General features: G+C 63.7%; 17 protein-coding genes. 11 read left to right on the top strand and 6 right to left on the bottom strand.

Annotation, left to right across the window (positions count from 1 at the left end; genetic code table 11):
• Positions 1–2 precede the first annotated feature (2 nt).
• Entirely contained in the window at positions 3–785 is a 783-nt protein-coding gene (locus BGP85_RS05760) for an AraC family transcriptional regulator (protein WP_103446317.1), read from the top strand.
• Here BGP85_RS05760 and BGP85_RS05765 read toward each other — a convergent pair.
• The gene (locus tag BGP85_RS05765; RefSeq protein ID WP_103446318.1) at positions 773–1,660 is read right to left on the bottom strand and encodes a LysR family transcriptional regulator; all 888 of its coding nucleotides are present in this window, start codon (positions 1,658–1,660) and stop codon (positions 773–775) included. The genes BGP85_RS05760 and BGP85_RS05765 overlap by 13 nt on opposite strands.
• A gap of 140 nt (positions 1,661–1,800) precedes the next feature.
• Between BGP85_RS05765 and moaB the strand changes: the two genes are divergently transcribed.
• A complete protein-coding gene (gene moaB, locus BGP85_RS05770; RefSeq protein WP_103446319.1) occupies positions 1,801–2,340 on the top strand; it encodes a molybdenum cofactor biosynthesis protein B in 540 nt (179 codons plus the stop codon).
• A gap of 87 nt (positions 2,341–2,427) precedes the next feature.
• Here moaB and BGP85_RS05775 read toward each other — a convergent pair whose 3' ends face one another.
• Together BGP85_RS05775 and moaA are read right to left on the bottom strand one after the other, a co-directional pair.
• The gene (locus tag BGP85_RS05775) at positions 2,428–3,327 is read right to left on the bottom strand and encodes a bestrophin family protein (protein ID WP_103446320.1); all 900 of its coding nucleotides are present in this window, start codon (positions 3,325–3,327) and stop codon (positions 2,428–2,430) included.
• 20 nt (positions 3,328–3,347) lie between these two features.
• Entirely contained in the window at positions 3,348–4,352 is a 1,005-nt protein-coding gene (gene moaA / locus BGP85_RS05780) for a GTP 3',8-cyclase MoaA (RefSeq protein WP_103446321.1), read from the bottom strand.
• A gap of 268 nt (positions 4,353–4,620) precedes the next feature.
• On the opposite strand from moaA, the gene BGP85_RS05785 reads away from it, so the two are divergent.
• The gene (locus BGP85_RS05785; protein WP_103446322.1) at positions 4,621–6,951 is read left to right on the top strand and encodes an FdhF/YdeP family oxidoreductase; all 2,331 of its coding nucleotides are present in this window, start codon (positions 4,621–4,623) and stop codon (positions 6,949–6,951) included.
• Positions 6,952–7,007: 56 nt separating this feature from the next.
• Here the strand turns inward: BGP85_RS05785 and BGP85_RS05790 are convergent, their stop codons facing one another.
• On the bottom strand, positions 7,008–7,469 hold the full coding sequence (locus tag BGP85_RS05790; protein WP_103446323.1) for an Lrp/AsnC family transcriptional regulator: 462 nt from the start codon (positions 7,467–7,469) through the stop codon (positions 7,008–7,010).
• 125 nt (positions 7,470–7,594) lie between these two features.
• Between BGP85_RS05790 and BGP85_RS05795 the strand changes: the two genes are divergently transcribed.
• Complete coding sequence (locus BGP85_RS05795; RefSeq protein WP_103446324.1) at positions 7,595–8,779, top strand: trans-sulfuration enzyme family protein; 1,185 nt, start codon at positions 7,595–7,597, stop codon at positions 8,777–8,779.
• 106 nt (positions 8,780–8,885) lie between these two features.
• On the opposite strand, the gene BGP85_RS05800 is transcribed toward BGP85_RS05795, so the two are convergent.
• Complete coding sequence (locus BGP85_RS05800; RefSeq protein ID WP_103446325.1) at positions 8,886–9,122, bottom strand: YdcH family protein; 237 nt, start codon at positions 9,120–9,122, stop codon at positions 8,886–8,888.
• Between the two features lie 117 nt (positions 9,123–9,239).
• On the opposite strand from BGP85_RS05800, the gene BGP85_RS05805 reads away from it, so the two are divergent.
• The 5 genes from BGP85_RS05805 to BGP85_RS05825 all read left to right on the top strand — a co-directional run bounded on the left by BGP85_RS05805 (position 9,240) and on the right by BGP85_RS05825 (position 13,858).
• Positions 9,240–9,605: a 5-carboxymethyl-2-hydroxymuconate Delta-isomerase gene (locus BGP85_RS05805; RefSeq protein WP_103446326.1), complete on the top strand. Its 366-nt coding sequence runs from the start codon at positions 9,240–9,242 to the stop codon at positions 9,603–9,605.
• A gap of 167 nt (positions 9,606–9,772) precedes the next feature.
• The gene (locus BGP85_RS05810; RefSeq protein WP_103448209.1) at positions 9,773–11,410 is read left to right on the top strand and encodes a phosphoethanolamine transferase; all 1,638 of its coding nucleotides are present in this window, start codon (positions 9,773–9,775) and stop codon (positions 11,408–11,410) included.
• Between the two features lie 89 nt (positions 11,411–11,499).
• Positions 11,500–12,633, top strand: coding sequence for a ribonuclease D (rnd, locus tag BGP85_RS05815; RefSeq protein WP_103446327.1), 1,134 nt, complete (start codon positions 11,500–11,502; stop codon positions 12,631–12,633).
• Entirely contained in the window at positions 12,630–12,923 is a 294-nt protein-coding gene (locus tag BGP85_RS05820; protein WP_103446328.1) for a YcgL domain-containing protein, read from the top strand. Before rnd ends, BGP85_RS05820 begins: the two co-directional genes overlap by 4 nt.
• Before the next feature lie 2 nt (positions 12,924–12,925).
• Positions 12,926–13,858 (top strand): D-2-hydroxyacid dehydrogenase, encoded by a 933-nt coding sequence (locus tag BGP85_RS05825; protein ID WP_103446329.1) that lies wholly within the window; start codon positions 12,926–12,928, stop codon positions 13,856–13,858.
• A 114-nt stretch (positions 13,859–13,972) separates the two neighbouring features.
• Here the strand turns inward: BGP85_RS05825 and BGP85_RS05830 are convergent, their stop codons facing one another.
• Positions 13,973–14,566 (bottom strand): nitroreductase family protein, encoded by a 594-nt coding sequence (locus BGP85_RS05830; protein ID WP_103446330.1) that lies wholly within the window; start codon positions 14,564–14,566, stop codon positions 13,973–13,975.
• Between the two features lie 146 nt (positions 14,567–14,712).
• Between BGP85_RS05830 and BGP85_RS05835 the strand changes: the two genes are divergently transcribed.
• Entirely contained in the window at positions 14,713–15,162 is a 450-nt protein-coding gene (locus BGP85_RS05835) for a YcgN family cysteine cluster protein (protein ID WP_060510309.1), read from the top strand.
• Positions 15,163–15,202: 40 nt separating this feature from the next.
• Positions 15,203–16,411, top strand: a complete 1,209-nt coding sequence (locus BGP85_RS05840) for a hypothetical protein (RefSeq protein WP_103446331.1) — start codon at positions 15,203–15,205, stop codon at positions 16,409–16,411.
• Positions 16,412–16,436 lie beyond the last annotated feature (25 nt).

Raw genomic sequence — 16,436 nt, forward strand, 5'->3', positions numbered from 1 at the left:
AGATGACACAAGACTCCCTGGCAACCCTGTACCAGTCCCTAGACCAGCACCGTCCGGCCACACTCGAAGCCCTGCTGGCCGGTGTTTCGCTGCTGCTACCGATCCTCGACGCGATCCCCAACGCCGCGATCTTCATCAAGGACCCGGCCGCCCGCTATGTGCTTGCCAACACCACCCTGGTCCAGCGTTGTGGCCTCAAGCGTCTGCAGCCGCTACTGGGCAAGACCAGCGCCGAGGTGTTCCCGGCGCAACTGGGCCCCGGCTACACCGAGCAGGATCGCCGGGTACTCAAGGATGGGCTGGTGCTGGAAGATCAGCTCGAACTGCACCTGTACGGCAGCCGTGAACCGGGCTGGTGCCTGACCCACAAGCGCCCGCTGCGCAATCCGGCGGGCGAGATCATCGGCCTGGTGGGCATCTCCGTCGACCTGCAGTCCGCCGCCGACACCCACCCCGCCTACCAGCGCCTGGCGGCCGTGGACGAGCACATCCGCCGGCATTTCCACCAGCCGATCAGCATGAGTGAGTTGACCCGCATCGCCGGGATTTCCGTGGCGCAGCTGGAGCGCTACTGCAAGCGGGTGTTCCACCTCACCCCGCGGCAGATGATCCACAAGGCACGCCTGGAGCACGCCCATCGGCTGTTGCATTCGGAATTGCCGATCACCGAAGTGGCGCTGCGCTGCGGCTACACCGACCACAGCGCGTTTAGCCGCCAGTTCAAGCAATTGACCGGTTTCACTCCGCGTCAGTACCGCCAGGCAACGGCGAATCAGGCGGATTGAAACAGCCGTTTGGCTTCGTCGAAGCACTGCTCGGCAATCGCCGAGCGTGGCTCGCTGCGGCGCAGCAGCAGGCCGACCGGGCTGTGAATGCTGGCGTCGGTGATCGGGAGGATGCGCATGTGTTCACTGAGGTCTTCCAGGCCGCAAGCGAGCGGCATGATTGCGCAGCACACGCCGGTGTTGATGGCCTGCACCAGCTGGAAGGTCGAGTCGCTTTCCAGCACGGCATTGGGCTCGAGGCCGCGGCTGCGGAAGCTCAGGTCCAGTGACTGACGGTAGTGCATGCCCTTGCTCAGCAGGCCCAGGGGAATGTCGGCGAGTTCGTCCCAGCGCAGGCAATCGGTGTCGAACTGGAAGTGCTGGGTGTCGAACAGCAGGCCCATGGTGGTGGTGCCCAGTTCGATCACTTCGAAGAAGTTGGCGTTGACCTGGTCGAGGTAGCAGATGCCCAGGTCGAGCTGGTTGCGGCTGAGGCCGTCCATGATCTGCTCGGTGCTGTGCGAACTGAGCTGGAACTGCAGTTCGGGGTACTTCTCGCGCAGCGGCAGCAGCAGGTGCATGGGGTTGAAGCTGGCCAGCGGCACGGTGCCCAGGCGCAGGCTACCGACCACTTGGCCACGGCAACTGGCGGCCTCGGCCTGCAGGCCGTCATGGGCGGCGAGCAGGGTGCGGGCCCAGGCCAGGATGCGCTCGCCTGCCTCGGTGAAACCCTCGAAGCGCTGGCCGCGCTTGACCAGCACCAGGTCCAGTTCGTCTTCCAGGTTGCGCAGGCGCATGGACAGGGTCGGCTGGGTGATATGGCACAGCGCCGCCGCCTGGCCGAAGTGGCGGGTCTGGTCGAGGGCGATGAGGAACTTGAGCTGCTTGATGTCCATGGAAGTGCCTGGGGTCTGTTTGTGCAGACCTTAACCCACGTCTGCGATAGATGTCATTGATCGGCCGGTTCGCCATTTCGATTGGACGCTGATCAGGCTTGCCTCTAGCGTGACGACAATGCCATTCAAGGAGCTTCACCGTGCGCGTCCAACCTGATGCGGTTTTCGTACCGCTGAATATCGCCGTGCTGACCGTCAGCGACACCCGTACCTACGACAACGACACCTCTGGCGATCTGCTGGCCAGCCGCTCGGTGGAGGTCGGCCATCGCCTGGCGGCGCGGGCGCTGCTCAAGGACGACCTGTACAAGATCCGCGCCCAGGTGGCGACCTGGATCGCCGATGACGACGTGCAGGTGGTACTGATTACCGGCGGCACCGGTTTTACCGGGCGTGACAGCACGCCGGAGGCAGTGCAGTGCCTGCTGGATCGGAGCGTCGATGGCTTTGGCGAACTGTTCCGCGCCTTGTCCATTCTCGATATCGGCAGCTCGACGGTGCAGAGCAGGGCGCTGGCGGGGATTTCCAACGGCACCCTGGTGTGCTGCCTGCCCGGCTCGACCGGTGCTTGCCGTACGGCCTGGGAAGGCATTCTGGTGGAGCAGCTGGATGCGCGGCATCGGCCCTGTAATTTCGTGAAGCATCTGAAGCCTATCGAAGCCTGCGAAAGCCGCGGTTAGCCCATACCGGCCTCTTCGCGGGACAAGCCCGCTCCTTCTGAGGGATGTGCTTGCCTGTAGGAGCGGGCTTGTCCCGCGAAGAGGCCATCAGCTCAATACATGATCCACCGGCAGCAACACCGGTGGCAGCGGCTCGACCCCCAGGGCCCCCAGCACATCCCGCTCCACCGTGCGCACCATGGCATCCATCGGCAGGTCGTTTTCATCCCGCCCGAACGGGTCCTCCAGTTCGTTGCCAATCGCATCCAGCCCGAAGAAGGTGTAGCCGACAATGGTGGTGAACAGTGGTGCCAGCCAACCCAGCGGCTCGGCCAGCGCAAACGGCAGCAACAGGCAGAAGATGTAGATGGTGCGGTGCAGCAGCAGGGTATAGGGGAACGGCAGTGGCGAGCCCTTGATCCGCTCGCAGGTGGCCTGCACCTCGGTCAGCCCGGCCAGACGCTGCTCCAGCAGGGTGTAGCGCCATTCGCTGATCTGCCCTTGCTCTGCCAGCCGCGAGCAGTGGCTGCCAATGTCGCGCAGGATGCCATCGCACACGTTGTGCGCGGCCACCGGAGCAGCCGCGTTCAGCCATGAGCGTGTGGCGTTCACTTCGTCCTCGTTGCGCAGCCGTGCATTCAGCCCATGGGCAAACCCGCACAGGCTGCGCAACAGCTCGGCGCGCAGTTTCTCGTCGGCGATCACCACGCTCTCGCGCACGAACGAACGGGTTTCAATGATCAGCTTGCCCCAGGCCTTGCGCCCCTCCCACCAACGGTCGTAGCAGGCGTTGTTGCGAAAGCTCATGAAGATCGACAGCGACAGGCCAAGCAAGGTGAACGGTGTGGCGCTGACCGGGTAGAAGAAAGCCGGAAAGTGCCGCTCGACCAGCACGATCAGCGCGGCGAGCAAGGTCACCATCAGGCAGCGCAGGGCAATGCGCTTGACGATCGAGCCCTTGAGGGTGAACAGCACGCGCAGCACATCGGGGCGGGGATGGACGATCATGGAGATCCAGAGGCAGCCGATCAGCCGCCGGTCATGTTCATGAAACGCAGGATCTGCACCTCGCCACCGACTTCGAAATGATGGCGGTAGGGCTTGAGGTGCAGTGAGTCACGGATGGCTTTGTCCAGCCGTGCCGCATCGCCGGGGTGGGCGCGCAGCACCTGCTTGAGGTCCATCGAGTGTTCGTTGCCCAGGCACAGCAGCAGGCGGCCTTCGACGGTCAGGCGCACGCGGTTGCAGGTGGCGCAGAAATTGTGGCTGTGCGGCGAAATGAAACCGACCCGGGTGCTGGCGGCTTCGGCCAGGCGCCAGTAGCGCGCCGGACCTTGGGAGGATTCTGTGGATTCGATCAGGGTGAAGTGCTCGGCCAGGCGCTCGCGCACCTCATCGCTGGAGCAGAACGACTCGCCGCGCTCATGTTCGTTGATCACCCCCAACGGCATCTCTTCGATAAAGGTGATGTCCAGCTCGCGGTCGATGGCGAAGCGCACTAGGTCGACCAGCTCGTGGTCGTTACGGCCCTTGAGCACCACGCAGTTGAGTTTGGTGCGCTGGAAGCCGGCCTGGCGTGCGGCGTCGATGCCGGCAATCACCTGATGCAGGTCACCCGTGCGGGTCAGTTGCTTGAAACGCTCGGCGTCGAGGCTGTCGAGGCTGATGTTCAGGCGGGTGACGCCGGCGTCGAACAGCGGCTGGGCCAGGCGCCCGAGCTGCGAGCCGTTGCTGGTCATGCACAATTCACGCAGGCCGGGCAGGGCGGCAATGCGCCCGCACAGGTCGACAATGCCCTGGCGTACCAGCGGCTCGCCACCGGTGAGGCGGATCTTGCGGGTGCCGAGGGCGACAAAGCGCTCGGCCACCTGGAACAGTTCTTCCAGGCTGAGGATCTGCTGGCGCGGCAGGAATTGCATGTCTTCGGCCATGCAGTACACGCAACGGAAGTCGCAGCGGTCTGTGACCGACATCCGCAGGTAGTCGATTTTCCGGTTGAAGCCGTCGATCAGGGCCCTGCTGTTCTGTTCCACGTTGGCGCTCGAAAGGAAGTGGGGGCTACAGGATCCAAGCTATAGCCTGTGGCCAGCCCCGTCAAATCGCTTTCCCTGACTGCTTGATCAATGTCCTCTATCACGGCTGCAGGCCAGGTGCGGCAAGGGCTACAGGGCATGATCGAGGGCGCTTATCGTGCCGTAAGGTATTTCGATTGGACGGCTCTGGGCCGGGCTCCATAGGCTGGAAAAAACACCGGGCAGATCGAATCGGTGAACATTTCCATGCCGCGTGAGGATTGACCGCATGAGCCAGGACCAACACATCAGGGACTACAAGGGCCCCGCCGCCGGCTGGGGCGCGCTGAAGAGCGTGACCAAGAGCTGGCTGGGCAGCGAGAACGCCTTCAAGAACCTGCGGGCCATGCTCAAGACCAACCAGAACGGTGGCTTCGACTGCCCGGGCTGCGCCTGGGGCGAGTCGCCGGAAGGCGACATGGTCAAGTTCTGCGAAAACGGCGCCAAGGCGGTTAACTGGGAGGCCACCGGCCGCTCGGTCGACCCGGCATTCTTTGCCAAGTACAGCGTCAGCGCGTTGCTCGACCAGACCGACTACTGGCTCGAATACCAAGGCCGCCTGACCCACCCGATGCGCTACGACGCGGCCACCGACCACTACGTCGAAACCAGTTGGCAAGAGGCTTTCGAGCTCATCGCCCAGCACTTGCACGCGCTCGACTCGGCCGACCAGGCCGAGTTCTATACCTCAGGCCGGGCCAGCAACGAGGCGGCGTTCCTTTACCAGCTGTTCGTCCGCGCCTACGGCACCAACAACTTCCCTGACTGCTCGAACATGTGCCACGAAGCCAGCGGCGCCGGCATGTCGGAAACCCTCGGGGTGGGCAAGGGCACCGTGGTGTTCCATGACCTGGAACTGGCTGACGCGATCTTCGTCATCGGCCAGAACCCCGGCACCAACCACCCGCGCATGCTCGAACCGCTGCGCGAGGCGGTCAAGCGCGGTGCCCAGGTGGTGTGCTTCAACCCGCTCAAGGAGCGTGGCCTGGAACGCTTCCAGCACCCGCAGCATCCGTTCGAAATGCTCAGCAACGGCTCCGAGCCGACCACTAGCGCTTACTTCCGCCCGGCCCTGGGCGGCGACATGGCAGCCATGCGCGGTATCGCCAAGTTCCTCTTGCAGTGGGAACGCGAAGCCCAGTCCAAGGGCGAGCCGGCGGTGTTCGACCATGCCTTCATCGCCGAGCACACCAGCGGCGTCGATGACTACCTGGCGGCGGTGGATGCCACCTCCTGGGCGCACATCGTCAAGCAGTCGGGCCTGACCCTGGCCGAGATCGAGCTGGCCGCGCGCATGTACCGCAAGGCCGAGCGGGTCATCATGTGCTGGGCCATGGGCGTCACCCAGCATCGCCATTCGGTGGCGACCGTGCAGGAAATCGTCAACCTGCAGTTGCTGCGCGGCAACGTTGGCAAGCCCGGTGCCGGCCTGTCGCCGGTGCGCGGCCATAGCAACGTACAGGGTGACCGCACCATGGGCATTGACGAGAAGCCCAATGCGGCGCTGCTCGATGCCATCGAAAAACGCTTCAAGTTCCGTGTGCCGCGCGGCCACGGGCACAACGCGGTGCTGGCGATCAAGGCCATGGAAGAAGGGAAGGCCAAGGTGTTCGTCGCCCTGGGCGGCAACTTCGCCCAAGCCACGCCGGATACCCCGCGCACCCACGCGGCGCTGCGCAACTGCGCGCTGACCGTGCAGATCTCCACCAAGCTCAACCGCTCGCACCTGGTCACCGGGCGCGATGCCCTGATCCTGCCGTGCCTGGGCCGTACCGAGATCGATATGCAGGCCGAGGGGCCGCAAGGCGTGACGGTGGAAGACACCTTCAGCATGGTGCATATCTCCAACGGCCAGCTGCGCCCGCGTTCGCCGCACATGCGTTCGGAGCCTTGGATCATCGCCGGCATGGCCAAGGCCACCTTGGGCAACCAGCCGATCGACTGGGAGTACGCGGTTGCCGACTACAACCGCATTCGCAGCATGATCGCCGACGTTATCCCGGGCTTCGCCAATTTCAACCAGCGCCTGCAGCACCCGGGTGGCTTCCACCTCGGCAACAACGCGGCGGACCGAAACTTCCGCACGGCCACACGCAAGGCTCGCTTCATGCCCCACGCGCTACCGGAGGAACTGGTCAACGCCAAGGTGCTGGCACGCGGTGACAAGCCGGACCTGATCCTGCAGACCATGCGTTCGCACGACCAGTACAACACCACGTTGTACGGGCTCGATGACCGTTATCGCGGGGTGTTCGGCCTGCGCGAGGTGGTGTTCGTCAGCGAAGCGGACATCCGCCGCCTGGGCTTCGAGCCGGGCGAGCAGGTGGACCTGGTGTCGCTGTGGGAGGATGGCGTGGAGCGGCGGGTGTCGGGCTTCCGCCTGGTGCCCTATGACATTCCGGATGGCCAGGCAGCGGCTTATTACCCCGAGACCAACCCGCTGGTGCCGCTGGAGAGTTATGGCGAGGGGACTTACACGCCGACGTCCAAGTTCATTGCGATCAAGCTGGAGAAAGCCAAGGCCGGAAATCGGATCGGGGCGGTGCTCGCTTCGGATTGATGGGCTGCCTGGGCCGGCCTCTTCGCGGCTTTAGCCGTAAAAGGGCCGGCTCCGATTCAGGGTCGATGCACCGGAAAGGCCGTGGTGTATTTCATCTGCTCCATGGCAAAACTGGAGGTGATGTTCGACAGCCCATCGGTGCTGGTGATCAGCTTCTTGTAGAAACGGTCATACGCTGCGATGTCGCCCACCACTACCCGCAGCATGTAGTCCCAGTCCCCGGACATGCGGTAGAACTCCATCACTTCCTCGAACCCCTTCACCGTCGTCGCGAACTGTTCCAGCCAGGCGCTGTCGTGGCGCTGGGTCTTGAGCTGGACGAATACAGTCAGCCCCAGCCCCAAGCGCTCGGGGTCGAGCAGGGCGACACGGCCGAGGATGTAGCCTTCTTCTTCCAGGCGCTTGACCCGCTTCCAGCACGGCGTGGTCGATAGGTTGACCGCTTCGGCCAGGTCCTTGAGCGAGATCGAGGCGTCGCGCTGCAAGAGGGTGAGGATGTGTTGGTCGAAACTGTCCATGGCAGGGCAAAACCATCGAGAAAAATTTTCCCCAGATTACCTCAGGCCTAGGAAATTTTCCTGAATTGCGCCGGCATTGCCGGCACGCCAGGTTGTTGCCATAGTTGCAGGCTTGAATCCTGCCAATGGGCCCGACCATGTCCGATAAGCCGCGTAATTTCGCCACCCGTACCATTCACGCCGGCGAGCAGTTCAGCGTTGCCGACAACGCCATCTTCCCGCCCATCTATACCGCCAGTTCCTACATCAAGCGCAGCCTCGACGATCACCCCGAATACGCTTACAGCCGTGTCGGCAACCCGACCCGGCATGCCTATGAAAGCTGTGTTGCCGCGCTGGAGGAGGGTGTCGGTGCGGTGGCCTGTGCATCGGGTGTGAATGCCACCGCCACGGTCCTGGAACTGCTGCCCAAGGACGCTCACGTGGTGGTGATGAATGGCGTATATGGCGGCACCTTTCGCATCCTCGAAGACTACCGCGGGCGTACTTCGGGCCTGACCACTACCTATGTCGACCTCAATGATGTCGAGGCGTTGGCGGCCTCGATCAAGCCAGAGACCCAGCTGATCTGGATCGAGTCACCGACCAACCCGTTGCTGCACCTGGTGGACATCAAGGCGGTGTGCGACCTGGCCCGTGCCCGCGGCATCCTCACCTGCATCGACAACACCTTCTGCTCACCGTGGAACCAGCGCCCGATCACCCTTGGCGTGGACCTGGTGATGCACTCGGCGAGCAAGTACATCGGCGGCCATTCAGACCTCACCGGGGGCGTGGTGGTCGCTGCCAATGACCAACTGCTGGCGCGGTTGCGCAAGATCAGCATGGCGGTAGGCGCGATCCAGGGGCCGTTCGACTGCTACCTGGCCCTGCGTGGGCTGAAGACCCTGGATGTGCGCATGGAGCGCCAGTGCGCCAATGCGCTGCAGGTGGCGCGCTTCCTCGAAGGCCACCCGCAGGTCGAGCAAGTGTTCTACCCGGGGCTGGAAAGCCACCCGCAGCACGACCTGTGCAAGCGGCAGATGCGCGCTGGCGGAGCGGTGGTGGCGATGAAGGTCAAGGGCGCTGATCGGGCGGCGCTCAACCGGCTGGTCGAGTCCCTGCAGATCTTCGTGCTGGCCGACTCGCTGGGCGGTGTGGAGAGCATGATCAACCACTCCTGGAGCATGTCGCACAACTCGTTGAGCCCGGCGCAGAAGGGCGAGATGGGGATCAGCGAGAACCTGTTGCGGTTGTCGGTGGGGATCGAGGATTACCGCGACCTGATCGAAGACCTGGATGGAGCCTTGAAGGCTTCAGCTGCGGTGTAAGGGCTGCTGGCCCTATCGCGAGCTGCGCTCGCTCCTACGGGGAATGTGTAATCCTGTAGGAACGAGCGCAGCTCGCGATGAGGCCGGTGACTTCAAAACATGACTATCAGGATTTCGGCGGATGGATGATCCGTTCGATCTTGTCCTTGAGCAGCAGCCTTTCCTTGCGCAGGCGGTTGACCGCCTCGTCGTTGGTGCCATTGGCCTCGGCGGCCAGCACCTCCTTGTCCTTGGTGTTGTATTCCTTGTGCAGCTTGTGAAGGTCCTGGTCCTTGTCTATGAGCGCCTGGAATGCGTCAGCGGTAACGTGCAGGTCAGCGAGCAGATCGTGCGGAACTGGCATTTCTTCACCTCTGTCAGGGTTGTCGGTAAGGTCCTGACCTTTGAGGATAGCCGCCTTTGCGCAGGTGGGGGACTGGGGTAGGCTGTCGCATCCTTTCCCGTGCCTGGAACCTGCGCCATGCCTCACTTGAACCTGGAATACAGCGACAACCTGCGCGAACTCAACGTCGATGTGCTGTTGCTGCGCCTGAACCATGCCCTGGTCGGCAGTGGCCAGTTCGCCGACGAGGCCGACATCAAGAGCCGTGCCGAGGCCTTCAGGCAGTACCGGGTCGGCACCGCACCGGGTGAGCGGGCCTTCGCCCATGTGCGCCTGGCCATCCTCAGCGGGCGGTCACCCGAGGTGAAGCAGCAGTTGTCGAACGGCCTGCTCGAGGTGTTGCGCGAATCCATCCCGGCCCAGGCCGGTATGGACATCCAGCTGTGCGTCGAAGTGCTCGACATCGATCGCGAACCCTATGCCAAGGCACGTCTGCACGGCTGAACAAATGCTGAATGAAGTTAATTTAATGTAAAAAAATGCATCGGCTTACGAATTTGTTACCGTCTTTTTCACGAAAAATTGATGGTGCGCTTTCTAGAGTTCGCCCGACTTTCCCACGGTGCCTTCCGGCCTGGGGGGTTGATAACCACTCTTGATTGCGAATGCCGATGCTCAACTTCAAATCCCTGCGGACTGAATGGGTCACGCTGTTGGCCAGCGTTTACCTGCTGGTCGGTCTCAACATGTTCCTCTGGAAGCACCTGCAAGAGGTGGTACCCGCCGGGGTATCGGGGCTTTGGCTGAGCCTGGCGTTCGCCGTGCTGATGCTCTTCGCGTTCAACCTGGTATTGACGCTGTTCGCCTTCCGTTATGTATTGAAGCCGCTATTGATCGTGCTGTTCGTGAGTGGGGCGGGTGCCGCTTACTTCATGAACCAGTATGGCGTGCTTATTGATGCCGGCATGTTCCGCAACATGGCCGAGACCAATGTTACGGAAGTGCGCGACCTGATGTCGTTGAAGTTCGCTGCCTATATTCTTTTGCTCGGCGTATTGCCGTCGGTACTGCTGTGGAAAGCGCAGATCGCCTACCGCCCGTGGCCCCGCGAGCTGCTGGGCAAGCTGGTGGTCAGCGGGGCCTGCGTGGTGGCACTGGGCTCGGTGGCCCTGGTCAACTATCAAGGGCTGTCGTCGCTGTTTCGCAACCACCACGAACTGCGCCTGATGCTTACCCCGAGCAATGTCGTCGGCGCGACCATCGGTTATGTCAACGAGCGCGTCGGTACCGCTGCGCGTCCGTTCCAGAATTATGGCGAAGATGCCAAACGCGATGCCGCCTGGCAGAAACACGAGCGCAAATCGCTGACCGTGCTGGTGGTCGGTGAAAGTGCGCGGGCCGATCACTTCGGCGTGCTGGGCTATGAGCGCGATACCACCCCGAACCTGGCCAAGGAACAGGGCTTGGTGAGTTTCTCCGATGTGCATTCCTGCGGTACCGAAACCGCCGTTTCGGTGCCATGCATGTTCTCTGGCATGAAGCGCAAGGAATATGATGCGCGCGTGGCGAAGAACCGCGAAGGGCTGCTGGACATCCTCCAGCGTGCCGGCCTGGCCGTGCAGTGGCGCGACAACCAGTCGGGGTGCAAAGGCACCTGCGACCGCGTGCAGTTCATCGACGTCAGCAACCTCAAGGACCCGCAGCTGTGCGCCAGCGGCGAATGCCATGACGAAGTCCTGTTGCAGGGCCTGGGCGAGCTGATCGACAACCTCGACAAGGACACCGTGCTGGTGCTGCACCAGATGGGCAGCCACGGCCCCGAGTACTTCAAGCGCTACCCCAAGGGCGACGAGCGCTTCACCCCGGTTTGCCAGAGCAATGCGCTGGACCAGTGCAGCGAGCAGGAAATCATCAACGGCTACGACAACACCCTGGCCTACACTGACAAGGTGCTCTCCTCGCTGATCGACACCCTGCGCAGCAAGCAGGACAAGGTCGACACGGCAATGATCTACCTGTCCGACCATGGCGAGTCGCTGGGTGAGTACAACCTGTTCCTGCACGGCACCCCGTATGCCATTGCCCCCGAACAACAAAAGCACGTGCCATTGCTGACCTGGTTCTCCGACAGCTACAAAGAGGACTTCGGTATCGACACCGACTGCCTGGCCAAGCTCAGCGATGCACCGCTGTCGCAGGACAACCTGTTCCACTCGATGCTGGGCCTGCTGCAGGTGCACACCGAGGTCTACCAGCAGTCGCTGGACATGTTTGCCAGCTGCCGGCCGTGGTTGGCCGCCCAGCGCTGAGGCCGTTCATCTAGTCCAGGGATGGCGCAGGTTTCACCACCAGGGCCCGCGCCGTATATACTGCGCGCCAATGTTTGTGGGAGAGCCTTGTGGCCATCGAAATTCACTGGATCCGTGACGACCAGACCCTGGCCGAACACTGCCGCAAGTGGCGTGAACTGCCCTTCGTGGCGCTCGACACCGAGTTCATGCGGGTCGACACCTTCTACCCGAAAGCCGGCCTGGTGCAGGTCGGTGACGGGCAGCGGGCTTTCCTCATCGACCCGCTGCTGATCGGCAACTGGCAGCCGCTGGGCGAACTGCTCGACGACAGCAACGTGGTCAAGGTGCTGCACGCCTGTAGCGAAGACCTCGAAGTGCTGCTGCGCCTGACTGGCAAGCTGCCGCAACCGTTGTTCGACACTCAGCTGGCGGCCGGTTACCTGAACCTGGGCTTCTCCATGGGCTATTCGCGCCTGGTGCAGGAAGTGCTGGGCATCGAGCTGCCCAAGGGCGAAACCCGCTCTGACTGGCTGCAGCGCCCGCTGTCGGAAACCCAGGTCAGCTACGCCGCCGAAGATGCCGTGCACCTGGCCGAACTGTTCACTGCCCTGCAGCCGCGCCTGTCCGACGACAAGTACGCCTGGGTGCTGGACGACGGCGCCGAGCTGGTGGCCGCCCTGCGCCGTGAGGTCGAACCCGAGATCCTCTATCGCGACGTCAAGCTCGCCTGGAAGCTGGGCCGCCAGCAGTTGGCGGTGCTGCGCGAACTGTGCGCCTGGCGCGAGCGCGAAGCACGCAGCCGCGACGTGCCACGCAACCGCATCCTCAAGGAACACTCGCTGTGGCCCATGGCCAAGGGCCAGCCGGACAACCTTTCGGCCTTGGCCAAGATTGAAGAAATGCACCCGCGCACCATCCGTCAGGACGGCGCCTTCCTGCTCGAGCTGATCAAGCGCGCCGGCAGCCTGCCGCCCGAACAGTGGCCTGAGCCGCTGCCTGAGCCGCTGCCGATCGAAGCCGCCGGCATCCTCAAGCGCCTGCGCGCCATCGGCCAGGCCGAAGGCGAGCGCCTGGGGATCGCCCCGGAGCTGATGCTGCGCAAGAAGGCCCTGGAAGCCCTGCTCAAGAGCGGCTACCCCAACGGCCCCTACCAACTGCCCGATTCGCTGCGCGGCTGGCGCCGTGAGCGGATGGGCCAGGCCCTGCTCGACGACCTCGCAGGCGCCGGAGACAAGCAATGAAACGTATCTGCTCGATCTACAAGAGCCCACGCAAGAACGAAATGTACCTCTACGTGCTCAAGGCCGAAGGCCTGGAGCGGGTGCCAGAGGCGCTGCTGCCGTTTTTTGGCAAGCCGGTGCATGCCTTCGACCTGGTGTTGACCCCGGAGCGCCAACTGGCCCGCGAAGACATCGCCAAGGTGCTGGAAAACCTCGAGACCCAGGGTTATCACTTGCAGATGCCACCGGCCGAGGACGAGTACATCGAGCACTTGCCCGAAGAGCTGCTGCGCCGTAACGACCCGGTCTGATCATGCGTGTACTGATCGCTGAGCATGATCATGCTCGATACGCCGAGCTATTGCGCGAGGCAGCGCCGCAGCTGGAAATCCTGACCAGCAGCGATTCCGCCGAACTGGCTCGCCAGGCACCGCAGTGCCCGGTATGGCTGGGCCAGCCGGATTTGCTGGCGAGCCTGCTGCGCCAGGGGCACAAGCCGCAATGGATGCAGTCGACCTGGGCGGGCATCACGCCGTTGCTGGCCGAGGGCCTGCCACGAGATTACCGCCTGACTCGCGCAGTGGGCATATTCGGCCAGGTGATGGCCGAGTACATGCTCACCTACATGCTCGGCCACGAGCGCGAGGTGCTGTCGCGCCTGGTCAGCCAGGTCGAGCGACGCTGGGATGACCGCCCGGGGCGCACTCTGGAAGGGCGCAAGGTGCTGATCGTCGGTACCGGCGATATAGGTCAGCGGGTGGCAGAGTTCCTCGTGCCGTTCGGCGTGAGCCTTTATGGCATCGCCAGCAGCGCCCGTGAACAGGCGCCGTTCGTCGAGGTCGCGGGGCTGGTGGATTTGCCGCGCATGGTCGGGCAGGTGGATTACGTGCTCAACCTGCTGCCGGACACGCCGGCCACCCACGACTTGTATGACGCGGCGCTGTTCCAGTGCTTCCAGCCCACGGCGCTGTTCATCAACGCCGGGCGCGGCGCGGCGGTGGTCGATGCCGACTTGGTCGAAGCGTTGAAGGAGGGGCACCTGGCCGGGGCGGTTATCGACGTGTGCCGACAGGAGCCGCTGCCGCAACGGCATCCGTTCTGGACCGCCTGGGGCTTGTTGCTGACCGGGCACAGCTCGGCGCCGACCTCGCCGGCGGCGATGGTGCGGTTGTTTGCCGGGAATGTGCGGGCGTACGCAGAGGGGCAGGGGTTGCGCGGCGAAGTCGACTTCGCCCGGGGTTACTGATCTCTTTGGCCTGTACCGGCCTCTTCGCGGGACAAGCCCGCTCCTGCAGAGGTACGCTACCCCCTGTAGGAGCGGGCTTGTCCCGCGAAGAGGCCAGTACAGGCTGTACAAGCCTTACAGGCTGAAATCGCCCTCAGCCGCCAGCTCGCTCAGCGGCCGACGCGGGCTCGGCACTTCACGCGCCTGCAGCGCCTCGTCCAGGCTGGCCTTGTCGCCCAGCTTGCCGATCGCCACCATGGCATGCAGCTCATAACCTTCCGGAATCTTCAGCTCCTGGCGTGCCAGTGCCTGGTCGAACCCGGCCATGCCGTGGGTGTGCCAGCCGCTGATGCTGGCCTGCAGGGCCAAGTGGCCCCAGGCGGAACCGGTGTCGAAGGTGTGCCACAGCGCCGGCTTTTCTTCGGTCGCGCCCGGCGCCGCGAAAGTGGTCTTGGAAATGATCAGTACCAGCGCCGACGCCTGCTGCGCCCAGCTGCGGTTGAAAGGCACCAGCAGGCTAAGATAACGCTCCCAACTCGACGTATCGCGGCGTGCATAGAGGAAGCGCCACGGCTGAGAGTTGTAGGCCGACGGCGCCCATCGTGCCGCTTCGAGGAAGCTCAGCAGGGTCTCTTCGCTGATCGGTTCGGCGGTGAAGGCGCGTGGCGACCAGCGGTTGATGAACTGCTCGTTGATGGCGTAATCGGCAATGCGGGGGGTGGCGCTCATGGCTGCTCCTGCAATTGGATGGCAAAGCACGCACGCTACTGCGTCCGCCTGGCACTGACAAGCGGTCTGGCGTTGCCGAAGGCCAGGCTCTAGACTGGCGCCGCCGCGCACCGCGGCCACCAAGATGACTGCAGGAAACCCGTGTGATGATCGCTGACAGCGCGCCGTTCTGGCGGCGCAAGACCCTCGAACAACTCAGCCCGCAAGAGTGGGAGTCGCTGTGTGATGGCTGCGGCCTGTGCTGCCTGCAAAAGCTTGAGGATGAAGACGACAACAGCGTCTATTACACGCGCATCGCCTGCAAGTTGCTCGACCTCGATACCTGCCAGTGCAGCGACTACCCCAACCGCTTCGCCCATGTGCCCGATTGCATCCAGCTCACCCCGGGCAAGGCCGACCAGTTCAAATGGCTTCCGAGCACCTGTGGTTACCGCCTGGTCAGCGAGGGCAAGGACCTGCCCGAGTGGCATCACCTGGTGTGCGGTGACCGCAAACAGGTGCATGAACAGCGCATATCGCAATCGGGGCGTATGCTCAGTGAACATGATGTGGACGAAGACGACTGGGAAGACCACCTGATTTTCCGCGCCAGCTGAACGGCGCCCCCGTCGCCTCTGAGGAACAAGGAGTTTCGGTATGCGTTGCCAGTGGTTGTTGCTCCTCGGGCTTGTGGCCTGTTCGCCGGCTTGGGCGAAAAAAGTCGACCTCGATTATCAGGTGCGCCTGCTGCCTGCCAATGGCCAGGCCGAAGTGCGCCTGACCCTGGCCGAAGGCAGTGCCGTGCGCAGCCTGGACTTCGACCTGGGCAAGGCCGACACCTATAGTGGCTTCCAGGCCGATGGCCAGTGGCAGCAACAGGGCGAGCGCGGCGTATGGCACCCGGCGACGGGCAAGACCAGCCTCAGCTACCGGGTGAAGCTGGACCAGAAAATGCGCAGCGGCGCCTACTCCTCACGCATCACCCCGCATTGGGCGCTGTTCCTCGGCGATCAGCTGGTACCGCCTGCGCGCCTCGACCAGCAGGACGGCACCGAGCTGGTGGCACGCCTGACGGTCGATTTGCCTGAAGGCTGGAAGAGCATCGAAACGTCCTGGCCACGCATCGGCAAGGACAAGTTCCGCATCGACAACGTGTCCCGCCTGTTCGACCGCCCGACCGGCTGGATGCTCGCGGGCGACCTTGGCAGCCGCCGCGCCCGCCTGGGTGAGACCGACGTGACCGTGGCCGCGCCGGTAGGGCAGGGCATGCGGCGGATGGACAGCCTGACCTTGCTGACCTTCGTCTGGCCGCAATTGCAGGCGGTGTTCCCGCGCAACCCGGCCAAGCTGCTGCTGGTGGGGGCCCGTGATGGCATGTGGCGTGGGGCGATGGCTGCCGACGGTTCGATCTACCTGCACAGCAGCAGGCCGATGGTCAGCGAGAATGGCAGCAGCCCGTTGCTGCGCGAGCTGGTGCAGCTGTTTGCGCAGATTCGAGTGCGCGACAACAGCGACTGGCTGGGGCAAGGCCTGACCGAGTACTACGCAACCGAGCTGTTGCGCCGTGCTGGCGGCATCAGCGATGACCGCTACGAGGTGTGGCAGGCACGTCTGCAGAAGCTGGGTGGCAAGGTCACCCAGCTGCGTGCCGAGCATGCCAGCCCGGCGCAGGTGGCCCGCGGGGTGATGGTGTTACAGGCGCTGGACAAGGAAATCCGCATCCATACCCAGGCCAAGCGTTCGCTGGATGATGTGACCCGGGCGCTGATGCGCCTGCCCAGCGTGAGCACCGAAGAGTTCGTGCAAATCAGCGAGAATGTGCTGGGGCGCCGGTCCGACGTGCTGCAGAGCAAGGCCCTGCGCTAGCCTGCACCGGCCTCTTCGCGGTTTG

The sequence above is a fragment of the Pseudomonas putida genome, from assembly GCF_002906855.1.
Lineage (GTDB): Bacteria > Pseudomonadota > Gammaproteobacteria > Pseudomonadales > Pseudomonadaceae > Aquipseudomonas > Aquipseudomonas putida_N.